Origin of the sequence: Kribbella capetownensis (assembly GCF_004331485.1) — a bacterium.
Classification (GTDB): Bacteria; Actinomycetota; Actinomycetes; order Propionibacteriales; family Kribbellaceae; genus Kribbella; species Kribbella capetownensis.
This window is the reverse complement of sequence record NZ_SJKD01000003.1, coordinates 584,025-598,713: the sequence shown is the minus strand read 5'-3', so window position 1 is coordinate 598,713 and position 14,689 is coordinate 584,025. Positions and strand designations below refer to the sequence as shown.

The following is a 14,689-nucleotide window of genomic DNA, read 5'->3' as shown; positions in this document are numbered from 1 at the left end:
CGCGGGAGCGTTGAAAGCTGTGCCCAGCATCGTCCTGGCCGGTGGAGGATCCGCCGGCCACACCTCACCCCTGATCGCGACCGCCGACGCCCTGCGCCGCATCGACCCGACGGTCGAGATCCTCGCCCTCGGCACGGAGCGTGGCCTGGAGACCCGCGTGATTCCCGAGGCCGGCTACCGGCTCGAGTTGATCCCGCCGGTGCCGCTGCCGCGCAAGCCCACGCCCGCCCTGTTCGCCGTCCCCGGGAAGATGCTCGCCTCGGTCAGCGCCGCCCGGAAGATCCTGGACGAGGCGAAGGCGGACGTCCTGGTCGGCTTCGGTGGCTACGTCTCCACGCCCGCGTACGTCGCGGCCTGGCGGCGGAAGACGCCGATCGTGGTGCACGAGGGCAACGCGGTGCCGGGGATCGCGAACAAGTTCGCCGCCCGCTACTGCACGCAGCACGTGAAGACGTCCTTCCCCGGCTCCGACCTGCCGCACGCGGAGTACGTCGGCCTGCCGATCCGGCGAGCGATCTCCACGCTGGACCGGGCCGCGCTGCGCGCCGAGGCCCGTCAGTTCTTCGGACTGGACCCGGACGCTCCGACGCTGTTCGTGACCGGTGGCTCGCAGGGCGCGCAGCAGATCAACCAGGCCGTCTCCGGCGCCGCCGCGGACCTGCAGGCAGCCGGGATCCAGGTACTGCACGCGATCGGCCCCAAGAACACCCTCGAGGTCCCGCAGACCGGTCGCTACCCGTACGTCGTACTGAACTACGTCGACCGGATGGACCTCGCGTACGCCGCGGCCGACCTGGTCGTGTGTCGCTCGGGGGCGAACACGGTCACTGAGGTGTCCGGTGTCGGCCTGCCCGCCATCTACGTTCCGCTGCCGATCGGTAACGGTGAGCAGCGGTTGAACGCGAAGCCGGTGGTGGACGTGGGTGGAGGTGTGCTGATCGACAACGCGGAGATGACGACGGACTGGGTCCGGGCCAACGTGCCGCAACTTCTGCACGACCGCGAGCGTCTGACAGCCATGTCCACAGCAGCGACGGGTGTGATCCGCACGGATGCCGACGATCGATTGGCGCGGATCATCCTGGATGTGGTGGGGTCTGCTTCGTGATCGTCGAAGTATTGAATTTTGGTCCTGACGCCACCATTCTGCCCGCCGAGAAGCTGGGCAGGGTGCACTTCGTCGGTATCGGCGGCGCCGGTATGTCCGGGATCGCCCGGATCATGGCGTCCCGCGGCATCGAGGTGTCCGGCTCCGACGCCAAGGACGGCAAGGTGCTGGCCGCGCTGCGCGCGCTCGGCGCCACCTGCTGGGTCGGCCACGCCGCCGAACATGTCGCGGCCGCGGACACCGTGGTGGTGTCGACCGCCATCCGCGAGACCAACCCCGAGGTGGTCGCGGCACGGGCCGCCGGGATCACGATCCTGCCGCGGGCCGCCGCGCTCGCGTCGGTCATGGTCGGCCGCCGGACGCTGGCGATCGCCGGCACCCACGGCAAGACGACCACGACCTCGATGCTGACCGTCGCGCTGCAGCACTGCGGGGCCGATCCGTCGTACGCGATCGGCGGCAATCTGAACGAGTCGGGTTCGAACGCCCACGACGGCAGCGGCGACCTGTTCGTCGCCGAGGCGGACGAGTCGGACAAGTCGTTCCTGACCTATACGCCCGAGGTGTCGATCGTCACGTCGGTCGAGCCGGACCACCTGGACAACTACGGTGACGAGGCCAGCTACCGGAAGGCCTTCGAGGAGTTCTGCGGTCGGGTCCTGGCCGGTGGCTTCATGGTGATCTGCCACGACGACGCGGGTGCGCGCCGGTTGGCGGCGTACGCGCGTGAGCAGGGCATCGACGTCCGGACGTACGGCGAGTCGGAGGATGCGGACCTGCGCGTCACCGAGATCACGGCCACCGGGGCGACGCAGTCGTTCGTGCCGGTGTACCGCGGCCGCAAGCTGCCGATCGTGCAGTTGCAGCAGGCAGGCAAGCACAACGCGCTCAACGCGTCGGCTGCCCTGACGGTCGGGCTAGGCCTCGGGTTCTCCGCGGCCGACCTGGCCGAGGGGCTGGCGTCGTTCACCGGCACCGGGCGGCGGTTCGAGTTCAAGGGTCTCGAGGACGGGGTGCGGGTGTTCGACTCGTACGCCCATCACCCGACCGAGCTGGCTGTCGACCTGACCGCGGCCCGGCAGGTCGCGGGGGAGGGCCGCGTCGTCGCGTGCTTCCAGCCGCATCTGTTCAGCCGGACCAGGATCTTCGCCACTGAGTTCTCCGAGGCACTCGCGCTGGCCGACGAGGTCGTCGTGATGGACGTGTTCGCCGCCCGGGAGGACCCGGAGCCCGGTGTCACCGGTGCCCTGATCGCGAACCACGTGCCGCTGAAGCCGGACCAGGTCCGTTTCGAGCCGTCCTGGTCCGCCGTACCTCAGCTGGTCGCCGATCTGGCCGAGCCGGGCGACCTGGTGGTGACGCTGGGCGCCGGCGATGTGACCCTGATCGGGCCGGAAGTCGTTGGTCTGCTGGCCGAACGCGCCGCCGCCCGCGAGTCTGCCGCGGAAGCCCTTGCCCCTGTGGTGGAGTAAAAGGGTGGGGATTGTTGAATGAGCCAGAGCGCTGATCTGGCTCGGGCACAGCAGCGGTTCGCGCGCCGGCAACGGCTCGTGCGGTGGCGGAGTTGGCTGCCGTGGGCCATCGGCGGCGCACTGGTCGTCGTGGCCGCTGTGATCGTCTGGTTGTTCTACTACTCGTCCGCCTTGGCAGTCGACGGCGTCCGGGTGAGCGGTGCGGACACGGTGCCGGTGGCAACGATCCAGAACGTCGCCGAGGCGCCGGTCGGGACACCGCTGGCGAAGGTCGACCTGCGATCGATCGCCGATCGGGTCCGGACGATTCCCGCGGTGGCGGACGCGCAGGTGACGCGCGCCTGGCCGAACAAGGTCGTGATCGTGGTCACCGAACGGGTCCCGGTGGTGGTCGTCACCGACGGGTCGCGGTTCGAGTTGGTGGACGCGACCGGTACGACGTTCAAGACCGTGGCCGCTCGGCCGGCCGGGCTGCCGGAGGCCAAGGTGACAGGGTCGCGGCGGGACGTGACGGTGCATTCGGTGGTGACGGTTTCGGCCGCACTGCCGGACACGTTGCGCACCCAGGTCGGGTCGATCTCGGCCGCGTCGCCGGACTCGATCACCCTCAACCTCTCGTCCGGGGTGAAGGTGGTCTGGGGCAGCTCCGATGACAGCGAGCGCAAGGCAGAGGTACTCAGCGTGCTGATGAAGCGCAAGGCGAAGGTGTACGACGTCTCGGCGCCCGATCTCCCTGTCACCAAAGGGGAAAAGCGATGACGGATCACATCACGGGACAGTGCGGCGAGGCGCGTGGACTTTGGTCGGAAGCGTCCCGTACCGTGCGTCGTAATCTAAAGTTGACATAAGTCTAAGCATTCACTTGAGGTTCAGTCTTTTCGCTGGACAACGGGAAACGAACGAGGCGAGAGGCGCGGACGTGGCGGCACCGCAGAACTACCTGGCACTCATCAAGGTCGTCGGCATCGGCGGAGGCGGCGTGAACGCCGTCAACCGAATGATCGAGCACGGTCTGAAGGGCGTTGAGTTCATCGCCATCAACACCGACGCGCAGGCGTTGCTGATGAGCGACGCGGACGTCAAGCTCGACATCGGCCGGGAGGAGACCCGGGGCCTCGGCGCCGGCGCGAACCCGGCGATCGGGCAGAAGGCCGCCGAGGACCACGCAGAGGAGATCGAGGAGGCGCTCAAGGGCGCCGACATGGTCTTCGTCACCGCCGGCGAGGGCGGCGGCACCGGTACCGGCGGCGCACCCGTCGTGGCCCGGATCGCCCGTTCGCTCGGCGCCCTGACCATCGGTGTGGTGACGCGGCCGTTCTCGTTCGAGGGCAAGCGCCGCGCGACCCAGGCCGAGGACGGCATCAGCACCCTCCGCGAGGAGGTCGACACGCTGATCGTGATCCCGAACGACCGGCTGCTGACGATCTCCGACCGCGCCGTGTCCGTGCTGGACGCGTTCAAGCAGGCCGACCAGGTGCTGCTGCAGGGTGTTTCCGGCATCACCGACCTGATCACCACGCCCGGCCTGATCAACGTGGACTTCGCCGACGTCAAGGCAGTCATGTCGAACGCCGGGTCCGCACTGATGGGCATCGGCTCGTCCCGCGGCGAGGACCGCGCGGTCGCGGCGGCCGAGGCGGCCATCTCGTCTCCGTTGCTTGAGGCAAGTATCGAGGGTGCGCACGGCGTCCTGCTGTCGATCGCCGGCGGCTCCGACCTGGGCCTGTTCGAGATCAACGAGGCCGCCCAACTGGTCTCGGAGTCCGCGCACACGGACGCCAACATCATCTTCGGTGCGGTCATCGACGATGCGCTCGGTGACGAGGTGCGGGTCACCGTGATCGCGGCCGGGTTCGACGGCGGCATGCCGAAGCGCCGCGAGCAGGCGATGAACTCGGCCCGCCCGCAGACCACCCGTCCGGCCACCGAGACGTACTCGGCCCCGATGTCCGGGACGACGAACCCGCCGGCCCAGAGCGGTCAGCAGGCTGGTCAGCCCGCGACCGGTCAGCCGGGTCAGCCGCCGGCAGGTCAGCCTGGCGCCGGCCAGTCCGCAGCCGGTCAGCCGGCCGCGGGTCAGGGCTCGACGGGACAAGGCTCGACAGGACAGGGCGCGCCGGGGCAGGCCGGGTCCGGGCAGGGCAGCGCGGGGCAGAACGGCGGCCCGGCTCAGCCGGCCTCGGGCGCCCCAGGCCAGGCCACGACTCCGCCGGCTCCCACCGACGACACCGTCCCGGTGCCGGCCCCGACCGAGGGCCGTCCGGGAGCGGGCACGACCAACTCGGCGCGCCCGCAGTCCGGTGACCCGGTTCGCACCGTGCCGTCGCAGCCCGCGCCGCACACGCCGGCCACTCCGACCTCGCCGCACTCGTGGCCGACCAACGGTCCGAGCAACTCGCCGGCCGGCGGTTCGTCGTCCGGTTCCACCTCCTCGCAGCCCGCCCCGGCCCGCCCGGTGCGCAAGCCGGAGCCGGAAGAGGACCTCGACATCCCGGACTTCCTGAAGTAAGGAGCGTCCGGGCCGGTAGCCTTTGTTCGTGTTCAGCTACGACGAGGTTCACTCCGCTGCCCGCTTCGCCGTCACCGACCGCTTCGGCGGCGTGAGCACAGCGCCGTACGGCGAACTGAACCTCGGCGGGTCGGGGGAGGATCCGGAGCTGATCGCGGAGAACTTCCGCCGGGTCGCGGAAGCCTTCGGCGTCGAGCCGGAGGCCGTGGTCCGGGTCAGCCAGGTCCACGGTCGCGACGTTCACGTGGTCCGGCCCGGCGACGTACTGCCTGCCGATCCGACGCCGACCGCGGATGCGATCGTCACGACCAGGTCCGATGTGGTGCTCGCTGTCCGTGCCGCTGACTGTCTCCCGGTTCTGCTGGCCGACTCCGAGCAGCGCGTGATCGGTGCCGCCCACTCCGGACGCCCGGGGATGTACGCCGGCGTCGTACCGGCGACCGTCGAGGCGATGCGTGACCTCGGTGCCCGGAACATCACCGCCGTACTCGGGCCGCATGCGTGTGGGAAGTGTTATGAGGTACCTGCGGAGATGCGGGCCGAGATCGCGGAGCGGGTGCCGGCGTCGTACTCCGAGACCAGCTGGGGTACGCCGGCCATCGACGTGGCCGCCGGGGTGAAGTCGCAGCTGGCCGAGCTCGGGGTCGAGGTGATCGACGCGACCGCATGCACGATCGAGTCGGACAACCTCTACTCGTACCGGCGCGAAGGCAAGGTCAGCGGGCGGCTGGCCGGTCTGGTCAAGCTGGCAGCGGAATGAGCACACGCGCCGACGAACTGCGGAGCAGTCTGCAGCAGGTCCGGGAGCGGATCGAGAAGGCCTGCCAGGCGGCCGGGAGGTCTCCGGACGAGGTCACCCTCGTCGCGATCACCAAAACCTTCCCAGTCAGCGACGTACGGGCGCTGGCGGCCCTCGGGATCCGGGACGTGGGGGAGAACCGCGAGCAGGAGCTCAGGGCGAAGGCGCCGGACTGCCCGGAGCTGACGTGGCACTTCGTCGGGCAACTGCAGTCGAAGAAGGCCCGCTCGGTCGCCCGAAACGCGTCGATCGTGCACTCCGTGGACCGGTCGTCACTGGTGGTCGCGTTGTCGAAGGCCGCTGTCGCCGAGGAGAAGACCCTTCGCTGCCTGCTCCAGGTGAGCCTGGCGTCGTACGGATCGAGTGAGGCCGCGACCGGCGCCGAGCGGGGTGGCGTCGCGCCGGACGCCGTACCGGATCTGGCCGCCGAGGTCGCGTCCGCGGACGGGCTGGAGTTGGGTGGCGTGATGGCCGTCGCGCCGCTCGGATCGGACTCGGACGAAGCCTTCGCCGGGCTGCAAGAAGTAGCGTCGCGGCTACGCTCCGAACACCCCGGCGCGGACTGGATCTCGGCCGGGATGACGGGCGATCTGGAGGCCGCGATCAGGCGCGGCGCGACACACGTCCGGCTCGGGCGCGCCTTACTCGGTACGCGTCCTCCACTCGGTTAGTGTCGACATCGAGCAGGTTTTGCTTCCTGCTCACCGTTGTCGTCGAACCGGGATCGAGGGGCTGGAGGGCCATGAGCGGCGCACTGCGCAAGATGGGTGTGTACCTCGGCTTGGTCGAGGACGGGGAGCGCTACAACGCTCGCTACGACGACGAGTACGACGACTACGAAGAGTACGACGACGAAGCCGTCGACGGGGAGTCCCACGAGCCCGAGCCGGTGCCCGCCGGCCGGGAGAGCCGCGAAGCCCGTGAATCCCGGACCGAGTCGCAGTCACACTCGGGTCGCGAGGAGCAGGGCGCAACGGTGAGCAAGTTTCCAGATCGACGTGGTGTCGCACCGTCCCCGGAGGTTACCGAGTTGGCCCGCATCACCACCGTGCACCCGCGCAGCTACAACGAGGCGCGAGTCATCGGTGAGCACTTCCGTGACGGCACGCCCGTCATCATGAACCTGACCGAGATGGACCACGCAGATGCCAAGCGGCTGGTCGATTTCGCCGCCGGGCTGATCTTCTGCTGCCGTGGTTCGATCGAGCGGATCACCACCAAGGTGTTCCTGGTCTGCCCGCCGAATGTGACGGTGGCCGCCGAGGAGAAGGAGAAGATCGCCGCGGACGGGTTCTACAACCAGAGCTGACCCGAACCCTTCGCCGGTCTTCTACACTCATTGACGACATGGTTGCTCTAGCGCTCGTCCTCAGTGTTCTGTACTGGGTGCTGCTCGCCTTCTTCCTGGTGCTGGTGGCGCGGTTCGTACTCAGTCTGATCGTCATGTTCGCGCCGCAGTGGCACCCGAAAGGCCCGCTGCTGCTGTTGTTCGAACTGATCTACTCGGTCACCGATCCGTTCCTGCGCCCGCTCCGGCGGATCCTGCCCCCGATCGGGGCCGGCGGGATCCGGATCGACCTGTCCATGCTGATGCTGTTCGTGATCGTCTCCGTGGCGATGTCGATCAACTCGACCGCGCTCGGATCGCTGTGACCCAGCGGATCGGGACGGACAGGGAACCGGCGGAGGTTCTGCCGGGTCCGAGGGTGAGGACGCCGGGGACTGGGTAGGTAGAGTCTCGACGAAACGGCTGAGTTGTCGAGCCGCTCCGCGGGGGCAGTGGAGCGTTATCGCCCGCCCGGATTCCGTCAGAACACAACGAAGCGATAACGTGATCTACTGAGTCGCCGGGGTGAAGGCCACGGGGACTCCGCCAAGACACAGACAAACGAGGTGAAAGATGCCGCTGACGCCGGATGACGTCCGCTCGAAGCAATTCACGCCCGTCCGACTACGGGAGGGCTACGACGTCACAGAGGTCGACTCCTTCCTCGACGAGGTGGAGGCCGAGCTCGAGCGACTTCTCGCCGAGAACGAGGAGCTGCGGGCCAAGCTCGCGGCGGCTCAGCGCGCAGGCGCGGGACAGGAGCGGCCGGTCGTCGACCAGACCGCTGCGCTGCCGCCTGTCGTGCAGCAGCCCAAGCCCCCGGTCGTGGTCGAGAAGCCGGAGGAGAAGCCACCCGTGGTGCCCGCTGTAGCGGCTGCGGGGGCTGCTGCGGCAGCAGGCACTGTCGGGGACGCGTCCAGCTCCGCCGTGCGGCTGCTGGAAATGGCGACCAAGCACTCCGACGACCTGGTCCAGGAGGCGAAGGACACCGCCGACAAGATCATCGGCGAGGCCCGCGCCAAGGCCGAGCGGCTGGAGAACGAGGCGCGTGGCAAGGCCGACCGGATGACCGGCGAGGCTCGTGCCCGCGCCGAGAAGCTGGACGGCGAGATCGCCGAGCGCCGCGCCCAGATGCTCGGCACGCTGGAGAAGCAGAAGGGTCAGCTCGAACGCACGATCGACGACCTGCACGCCTACGAGCGCGAGTACCGCAGCCGGCTGAAGACGTACTTCACCGAGCAGCTCAAGGCGCTCGGGAACGGCGACGACACGCTCAGCCCGCGCAACGGCTTCCGCCCGGAGGCTCGCGCCCAGGCTCACGGTCACGGCGTCTAAAGAAACCTCGAGAAGAGGCGGTGCTTTCCGGCGGCACCGCCTCTTCGGCATGTCTGGCCACTTCTGACACACCGTCCCTTCGTGGTGACAGGGTGTCAGGGCCAGGCAAGCGGATCCTTCCGGCCACTGAGTGTCTCGACATCGGTGAGCCGCAGCCGGTACGGCGTCAGCCGTAGCAGCGAGGGCGATTCCCCGGCCGGGCCGTCGGGGAACACACTCCAGAAGTCGTAGCCGAGCGGTGCCGGCTCGCCCCGGTAAGCTCCCAGGCTCGTTGCCGGGTCGCCACATCGGCGATCCACTCCGCGCGGCAGTCCGCGACTGCCACCTCATGACCGGGCTCCCAGTAGCTGCAGCTCAGATACGGGCTGTAGGCAAGGTGTCGCACCTTCACCGGCGTCGCCCGCGTGACGATCCACCCGGTCAGCTCATCCGCCAGTTCCCACACCGGATGCAGGATGCGGGTCCGCGGCCGCTGACCCGGGCCGACGGTCGCGACGGTGCACCACACGATCCGGTGCGCACGGTCCAGAAACTCCTTTTGCACAACCATGGTTGTAGGTTAAGTGATACACAACCAGGGTTGTATAGTTCGCGACATGGAATTCGACCCGGCCGGTGCGGACCTCTCGCTCGCCTCGCTGTTCGCCGGCTGGGCACTGGCGGACGAACTCCAGCGCAGGCTGGCCGCCGACGGCTTCGCGGATGCGCGCTTCGCCGACGGCGTGGTGTTCCAGCATCTGGTCGCCGGCCCGGTGACGATCAGCACACTGGCCGAGCGCCTCGGCGTCACGCAGCAAGCCGCCTCCAAGTCGGTCGTGGACCTGGAGAAGCGCGGCTACCTGAGCCGTGAGCCGGATCCGGCCGACGCACGCGCCCGCAACGTCGTCCTCACCCACCGCGGACAGGCCGTGATCGGCGCGGCCCGGCGGCAGCGGGCGGCGCTGGAGTCAGAACTTCGTCAAGCTTTCGGGGACGAACGGGTCGAGGCCGCGCGGCTGCTGCTGGTCGACACGATCAAACGGCTCGGCGCGAGCCCGTCGATCCGGGCCCGCGCCGTCCGTCCGCCCCGTTAGCTCACGCCTTGGCCAGCCAGTAGGTCAGTTGCAGTTCCTCTTCGGTGCCGGTAGCAACATCCGCCGACTCCGTCGGGGCCGAGTGCGCGAGTTCGACCGCCAGTACCTCGCGGGCGATCTCGTCACCGTGCTTGCCGAGGGCATCGGTCAGTTCGGTGTCCGTCGACGTGAGCCAGACCTTGACCCGGTCCGAGACCTCGAGGCCGGCGTTCTTCCGGGCCTCCTGCAGGGTCCGGATCACCTCACGGGCCAGACCGGCCTGCTTGAGCTCCGGCGTGACCTCGAGGTCGAGGGCAACGGTTTCGCCCTGCTCGTTCACCACGGACCAGCCTTCGCGCGGCCGCTCCGACAGCAGTACCTCCGACTCGCCGACCTCGACGTTCTCGCCGTCCACCACGACGGTCGCCGTACCCGACTCCTTCAGGGCGGCGGCCAGGGCGGCGGCGTCAGCCGCGGCGATCGCGGCGGCGACCACCGGGGTCTGCTTGGCGAACCGCTTGCCGAGCTCGCGGAAGTTGCCCTTCGCGGAGAACTCGACCAGGTCCGCGCCGGCCGACGACAGCGGTTCGACCGAACCCACGTTGAGCTCGTCGGCGATCTCCCGCAGCAACTGTGGCGAGAGGTCAGCGATCGCGGCCGATCCGACCAAGGCCCGCGACAACGGCTGGCGCGTCCGCACCTTGGCCTCCGCCCGCGCCGACCGGCCGAGCTCGACCACGCGACGCGCCATCGACACATGTTGCGCGAGTGCATCGTCGATAAGGCTCTCGTCGTACGTCGGGAACGTCGAAAGGTGCACCGACTCCGGCAGATCGGGCGTGACCGGACGGAACACGTCCTGCCAGACCCACTCGGTGACGAACGGCGTCAGCGGCGCCATCACCTGGGTCAGCGTCTCGAGCGTCTCGTGCAGCGTCGCCAGCGCGCCGCGGTCACCGGCCCAGAACCGGCGGCGCGAACGCCGGACGTACCAGTTCGAGAGCACGTCGACGAAGCCGCCGATCGCCGTGCCGAGCTTCTGCGTGTCGTAGCCGGCGTACGCCTCGTCCGCGTCGCGGACCAGCCGGTGCGTCTCGCCGACCAGCCAGCGGTCCAGCACCGATCGCTCGGCCACCGGCGGCGCGTCCGTGGGGGACCAGTCGGCCAGCCGCGCGTACAGGGCGTGGAAGGCGACCGTGTTCCAATAGGTGAGCAGCACCTTCCGGACGATCTCGTTCAGCACGTTCGGCCCGATGCCGCGCGCCTTCCATGGCGACCCGGACGCGGCCATGAACCAGCGCACCGCGTCCGCGCCGTGGTCGTCCATCAGCGAGATCGGTTCGAGGATGTTGCCCAGGTGCTTGGACATCTTCCGGCCGTCCTCGGCCAGGATGTGGCCGAGGCAGACGACATCGCGGTACGGCGACTCGTCGAAGACCAGCGTGCCGATCGCCATCAGCGTGTAGAACCAGCCGCGGGTCTGGTCGATCGCCTCGGAGATGAAGTCGGCCGGGTAGGTCTGCTCGAACTTCTCCTTCGAGCCCTCGACCCACGGGTAGCCCCACTGCGCGAACGGCATCGAGCCCGAGTCGTACCAGGCGTCGATCACCTCGGGCACCCGGCGGGACTCCGCGCCGCAGGTCGGGCAGGCGAAGGTGATGTCGTCGACGTACGGCCGGTGCGGGTCGGTCTCGCTGAGATCGCGTCCGGCCAGGTCGCCGAGCTCGGCCAGCGAGCCGACGCACACCTGGTGGTCGTCGGCGCAGCGCCAGATCGGCAGCGGCGTACCCCAGTAGCGGGATCGGGAGACAGCCCAGTCGATGTTGTTGCGCAGCCAGTCGCCGTACCGCCCCCACTTGACCGAGTCCGGGTACCAGTTGGTCTTCTCGTTCTCCCGGAGCAGCGCGTCCTTCACCTGGGTGGTGCGGATGTACCAGGACGGGAGGGCGTAGTACATGACCGGGGTGTGGCACCGCCAGCAGTGCGGATACGGGTGCTCGTACGGCACGTGCTTGTAGAGCAGGCCGCGGTCCTGGAGGTCCTTGACCAGGGTCGCGTCGGCCTTCTTGAAGAACTGCCCGCTGACCAGCGGTACGTCCGCGGCGAAGTGGCCGTTGCTGTCGACCGGGTTCACGACCGGCAGGTCGTATGCGCGGCTGACCGCGAGGTCGTCCGCACCGAACGCTGGGGCCTGGTGCACCAGACCGGTGCCGTCCTCGGTGGTGACGTACTCGGCCAGTACGACGTAGTGGGCCGGCTCCGGGAACTCGACCAGCTCGAACGGTCGCTGGTACGTCCAGCGCTCCATCTCACGACCGACGTACCGGCCGGTCACCGTCCAGCCCTCACCGAGCCGGTCCAGCAGCGGCTCCGCCACGACGAGCGACTCGGTGCCGTCGGTGGCGACGACGTACGCGACGTCGGGATGAACTGCGACAGCAGTGTTTGAAACGAGCGTCCAAGGTGTCGTCGTCCAGACCAGCAGCGACGCCTGACCGGCCAGCGGTCCGGAGGTCAGCGGGAAGCGGACGTAGACCGAGGGGTCGACGACCGTCTCGTAGCCCTGCGCCAACTCGTGGTCGGACAGACCGGTGCCACAGCGCGGGCAGTACGGCGTGATGCGGTAGTCCTCGACCAGCAGGCCCTTGTCGTGGATCTGCTTCAGCGACCACCAGACCGACTGCACGTACGGCGCGTCCATGGTCCAGTACGGGTGCTCCAGGTCCACCCAGTAGCCCATCCGCCGGGTCATGTCCTCGAACGCTTCGACGTGCCGCAGGACCGACTCGCGGCACTTGGCGTTGAACGCGGCGATGCCGTACGCCTCGATGTCGTTCTTGCCGGTGAAACCGAGTTCCTTCTCCACCGCGACCTCGACCGGGAGGCCGTGGCAGTCCCAGCCGGCCTTGCGCTCGACCCAGAAGCCGTTCATGGTCCGGTAGCGCGGGAACACGTCCTTGAAGACGCGGGCCTCGATGTGGTGCGTGCCGGGCATGCCGTTCGCCGTCGGCGGGCCCTCGAAGAACGTCCACGGTTGTCCGCCGGCGGATTGCTCGAGGCTCTTGGCGAAGAGGTCGTGCTCCTCCCACCGGGAGAGCACCTCGCGCTCGAGCGCGGGGAAGTCAACTTGCGCCGGGACCTGCCGCCATGGGGTCCCCGGGGTGTCTGCCGCCATCTTTCCGTCGTCCTTCGTCGCCAGTGACCTGCTGACGAGGGACGAAGTACCAGGCTTTGGTCGCCGGATACCGCGCGGTACCACCCTCCTTGGTAACTCCTGGTGGAGCTACCCACTTCCTTCCCGCGCCGCGGCCGGTTCTAATAGGTCCTTGCGGACCGTTCTTCCGGCGGCTCCGGGGTGATGGCCCCATCACTGCCTTTGCGGATCGCGGTTGTCAGTGTACGGCGTAGTACCAGGCAACTACGAATCGTTAATCAGTGGTCAGGTGAGAATTCAGGGATGAGAATTCTCCTGCGGGCCGGACCGGGTGCTTCCCGGATCACGACCGGTCCGTGGCAGGACGTCAAAGGGGGAGGAGAGCGACATCCGGCCGGGGTATCGAACAGATGTCCGGCTGAATTCCAGTTGGGTCCGAACTGATGCTCGTTCGGAACGAAACAGACTCGGGTGGTGAGGCAGTCGCAAGTGCGACTGTGACGCGCGGAACATCGAGTGGCCTTGAAGAACCGACTACCGTATGTCCACGGTCTGCGCGTCGGACTGGCACGTGGTGAACGCGTGGCCTACTGTCTTGCGACCAGTCCGCTTCAGTCTCCGACGAAGGCAGGGGGTAGCTGACCATGGCTACATCGGCTCCCAAGAAGACCGCCCCCCAACGCACCGCCGCGGCCAAGAAGAGCGCCGCGAAGAAGACGACCGAGCAGGCCAAGACCACGGCCCGCAAGAAGGCGCCGGCGAAGACCTCACCGGCCAAGAAGACTTCCGCGGCGAAGAAATCCACCGCCGCGGCGAAGAAGACAGCTGCGAAGACCCCTGCCAAGAAAGCTCCGACGAAGAGGGTGGCCATGAAGACGAACGAGAACAGGGCCCCGGCAACGGCGCCGGCGAAGTCCGCAGCACGCAAGGCTGAGACCCTCGCGGTGAAATCCGGGGAGACCCCGTGGACGACGGCCGAGCTGGCCGAGTTGCGCGGCGAGCTGGAAGCCGACGTGGTGCACCTGCGGGAGGAGATCCGCGACGCCGAGCAGGAGATCGTTGGACTGCTCCGCGACGGCGGTGACGGAGCGGGTAACGACCAGGCCGATGTCGGCTCCACCACGCTGGAGCGCGACCACGAGATGTCGCTGGCCAACAACGCCCGGGACATGCTGGACCAGATCGAGCGGGCCCTGGCCCGGATCGAGAACGGCACCTACGGCGTCTGTGAGAGCTGTGGCAACCCGATCGGCAAGGGTCGGTTGCAGGCGTTCCCGCGTGCGACACTGTGCGTGTCATGCAAAGAACGCGAAGAACGCCGCTGAACCAGACCTCGTCCCGTCAGGCGGGGGACGACGCTGAACCGACGCCGGAACCGGCCGACCACGAGTCGGCCGGTTCTCCGTCGTCTCCGGACCCTGCCACGCCGCCGCCGAAGAAGTCCTGGAAGTGGACCCTCATCTTCGCCGCTGTCGGGCTGGTCATCCTCGGGCTGGATCAGTTGACCAAGGCGCTGGCGCTGCAGCATCTGACGCCGGGTGAGCCGGTGAACGTGATCGGGAGCCTGCTGAAGTTCAACCTGATCCGGAACTCCGGCGCCGCGTTCAGTCTCGGCGCCGGGTATACGCCGTACATCAGCGTCATCCAGATCACCGTCGCGGCCGGGGTCGTCTACCTGTCCCGGCGGCTGGGGTCGGTGGGCTGGGCGATCGCTTTCGGGCTGCTGTTCGGCGGTGCGGTCGGCAACATCATGGATCGGGTCTTCCGGGAGCCGTCGCCGTTCCACGGACACGTGATCGACTTCCTGCAGACCCCGCACTGGGCGATCTTCAACGTCGCCGACATGGCGGTCACCACGGCCGCCTGCCTGCTGGTCCTCCAGACCCTGCGCGGCGTCCGCCTGGACGGTACGAAAGACCAGCGGAAGTGAGTG

General features: G+C 68.5%; 14 protein-coding genes. 12 read left to right on the top strand and 2 right to left on the bottom strand.

Features of this window, described 5'->3' with window-relative positions:
* Positions 1-19 precede the first annotated feature (19 nt).
* The 9 genes from murG to E0H75_RS17500 all read left to right on the top strand — a co-directional run bounded on the left by murG (position 20) and on the right by E0H75_RS17500 (position 8,550).
* Positions 20-1,108, top strand: a complete 1,089-nt coding sequence (gene murG, locus E0H75_RS17540; protein ID WP_131514598.1) for an undecaprenyldiphospho-muramoylpentapeptide beta-N-acetylglucosaminyltransferase — start codon at positions 20-22, stop codon at positions 1,106-1,108.
* Entirely contained in the window at positions 1,105-2,580 is a 1,476-nt protein-coding gene (gene murC / locus E0H75_RS17535) for a UDP-N-acetylmuramate--L-alanine ligase (RefSeq protein ID WP_238163083.1), read from the top strand. Before murG ends, murC begins: the two co-directional genes overlap by 4 nt.
* A gap of 18 nt (positions 2,581-2,598) precedes the next feature.
* On the top strand, positions 2,599-3,339 hold the full coding sequence (locus tag E0H75_RS17530; RefSeq protein ID WP_131514597.1) for a cell division protein FtsQ/DivIB: 741 nt from the start codon (positions 2,599-2,601) through the stop codon (positions 3,337-3,339).
* Between the two features lie 160 nt (positions 3,340-3,499).
* Positions 3,500-5,089, top strand: coding sequence for a cell division protein FtsZ (gene ftsZ / locus E0H75_RS45025; RefSeq protein ID WP_131514596.1), 1,590 nt, complete (start codon positions 3,500-3,502; stop codon positions 5,087-5,089).
* A 28-nt stretch (positions 5,090-5,117) separates the two neighbouring features.
* Positions 5,118-5,849 carry a peptidoglycan editing factor PgeF gene (gene pgeF / locus E0H75_RS17520; RefSeq protein ID WP_131514595.1) on the top strand — a complete coding sequence of 244 codons (732 nt, stop codon included), beginning with the start codon at positions 5,118-5,120 and terminating at the stop codon, positions 5,847-5,849.
* Positions 5,846-6,559: a YggS family pyridoxal phosphate-dependent enzyme gene (locus E0H75_RS17515; protein WP_131514594.1), complete on the top strand. Its 714-nt coding sequence runs from the start codon at positions 5,846-5,848 to the stop codon at positions 6,557-6,559. The genes pgeF and E0H75_RS17515 overlap by 4 nt, the downstream gene beginning before the upstream one ends.
* A 71-nt stretch (positions 6,560-6,630) precedes the next feature.
* Entirely contained in the window at positions 6,631-7,197 is a 567-nt protein-coding gene (locus E0H75_RS17510; RefSeq protein WP_131351425.1) for a cell division protein SepF, read from the top strand.
* A 38-nt stretch (positions 7,198-7,235) separates the two neighbouring features.
* On the top strand, positions 7,236-7,541 hold the full coding sequence (locus E0H75_RS17505; RefSeq protein ID WP_131514593.1) for a YggT family protein: 306 nt from the start codon (positions 7,236-7,238) through the stop codon (positions 7,539-7,541).
* A gap of 247 nt (positions 7,542-7,788) precedes the next feature.
* Positions 7,789-8,550, top strand: coding sequence for a DivIVA domain-containing protein (locus E0H75_RS17500; RefSeq protein ID WP_131351431.1), 762 nt, complete (start codon positions 7,789-7,791; stop codon positions 8,548-8,550).
* Between the two features lie 166 nt (positions 8,551-8,716).
* On the opposite strand, the gene E0H75_RS17495 is transcribed toward E0H75_RS17500, so the two are convergent.
* On the bottom strand, positions 8,717-9,100 hold the full coding sequence (locus E0H75_RS17495) for a pyridoxamine 5'-phosphate oxidase family protein (RefSeq protein ID WP_131514592.1): 384 nt from the start codon (positions 9,098-9,100) through the stop codon (positions 8,717-8,719).
* A gap of 46 nt (positions 9,101-9,146) precedes the next feature.
* On the opposite strand from E0H75_RS17495, the gene E0H75_RS17490 reads away from it, so the two are divergent.
* Positions 9,147-9,623 carry a MarR family winged helix-turn-helix transcriptional regulator gene (locus E0H75_RS17490; RefSeq protein ID WP_131514591.1) on the top strand — a complete coding sequence of 159 codons (477 nt, stop codon included), beginning with the start codon at positions 9,147-9,149 and terminating at the stop codon, positions 9,621-9,623.
* 1 nt (position 9,624) lies between these two features.
* On the opposite strand, the gene ileS is transcribed toward E0H75_RS17490, so the two are convergent.
* Entirely contained in the window at positions 9,625-12,777 is a 3,153-nt protein-coding gene (gene ileS, locus E0H75_RS17485) for an isoleucine--tRNA ligase (protein ID WP_131514590.1), read from the bottom strand.
* A 623-nt stretch (positions 12,778-13,400) separates the two neighbouring features.
* Between ileS and E0H75_RS17480 the strand changes: the two genes are divergently transcribed.
* Positions 13,401-14,081: a TraR/DksA family transcriptional regulator gene (locus tag E0H75_RS17480; RefSeq protein ID WP_131514589.1), complete on the top strand. Its 681-nt coding sequence runs from the start codon at positions 13,401-13,403 to the stop codon at positions 14,079-14,081.
* Entirely contained in the window at positions 14,054-14,686 is a 633-nt protein-coding gene (lspA, locus tag E0H75_RS17475; RefSeq protein ID WP_131514588.1) for a signal peptidase II, read from the top strand. Before E0H75_RS17480 ends, lspA begins: the two co-directional genes overlap by 28 nt.
* Positions 14,687-14,689: the final 3 nt, after the last annotated feature.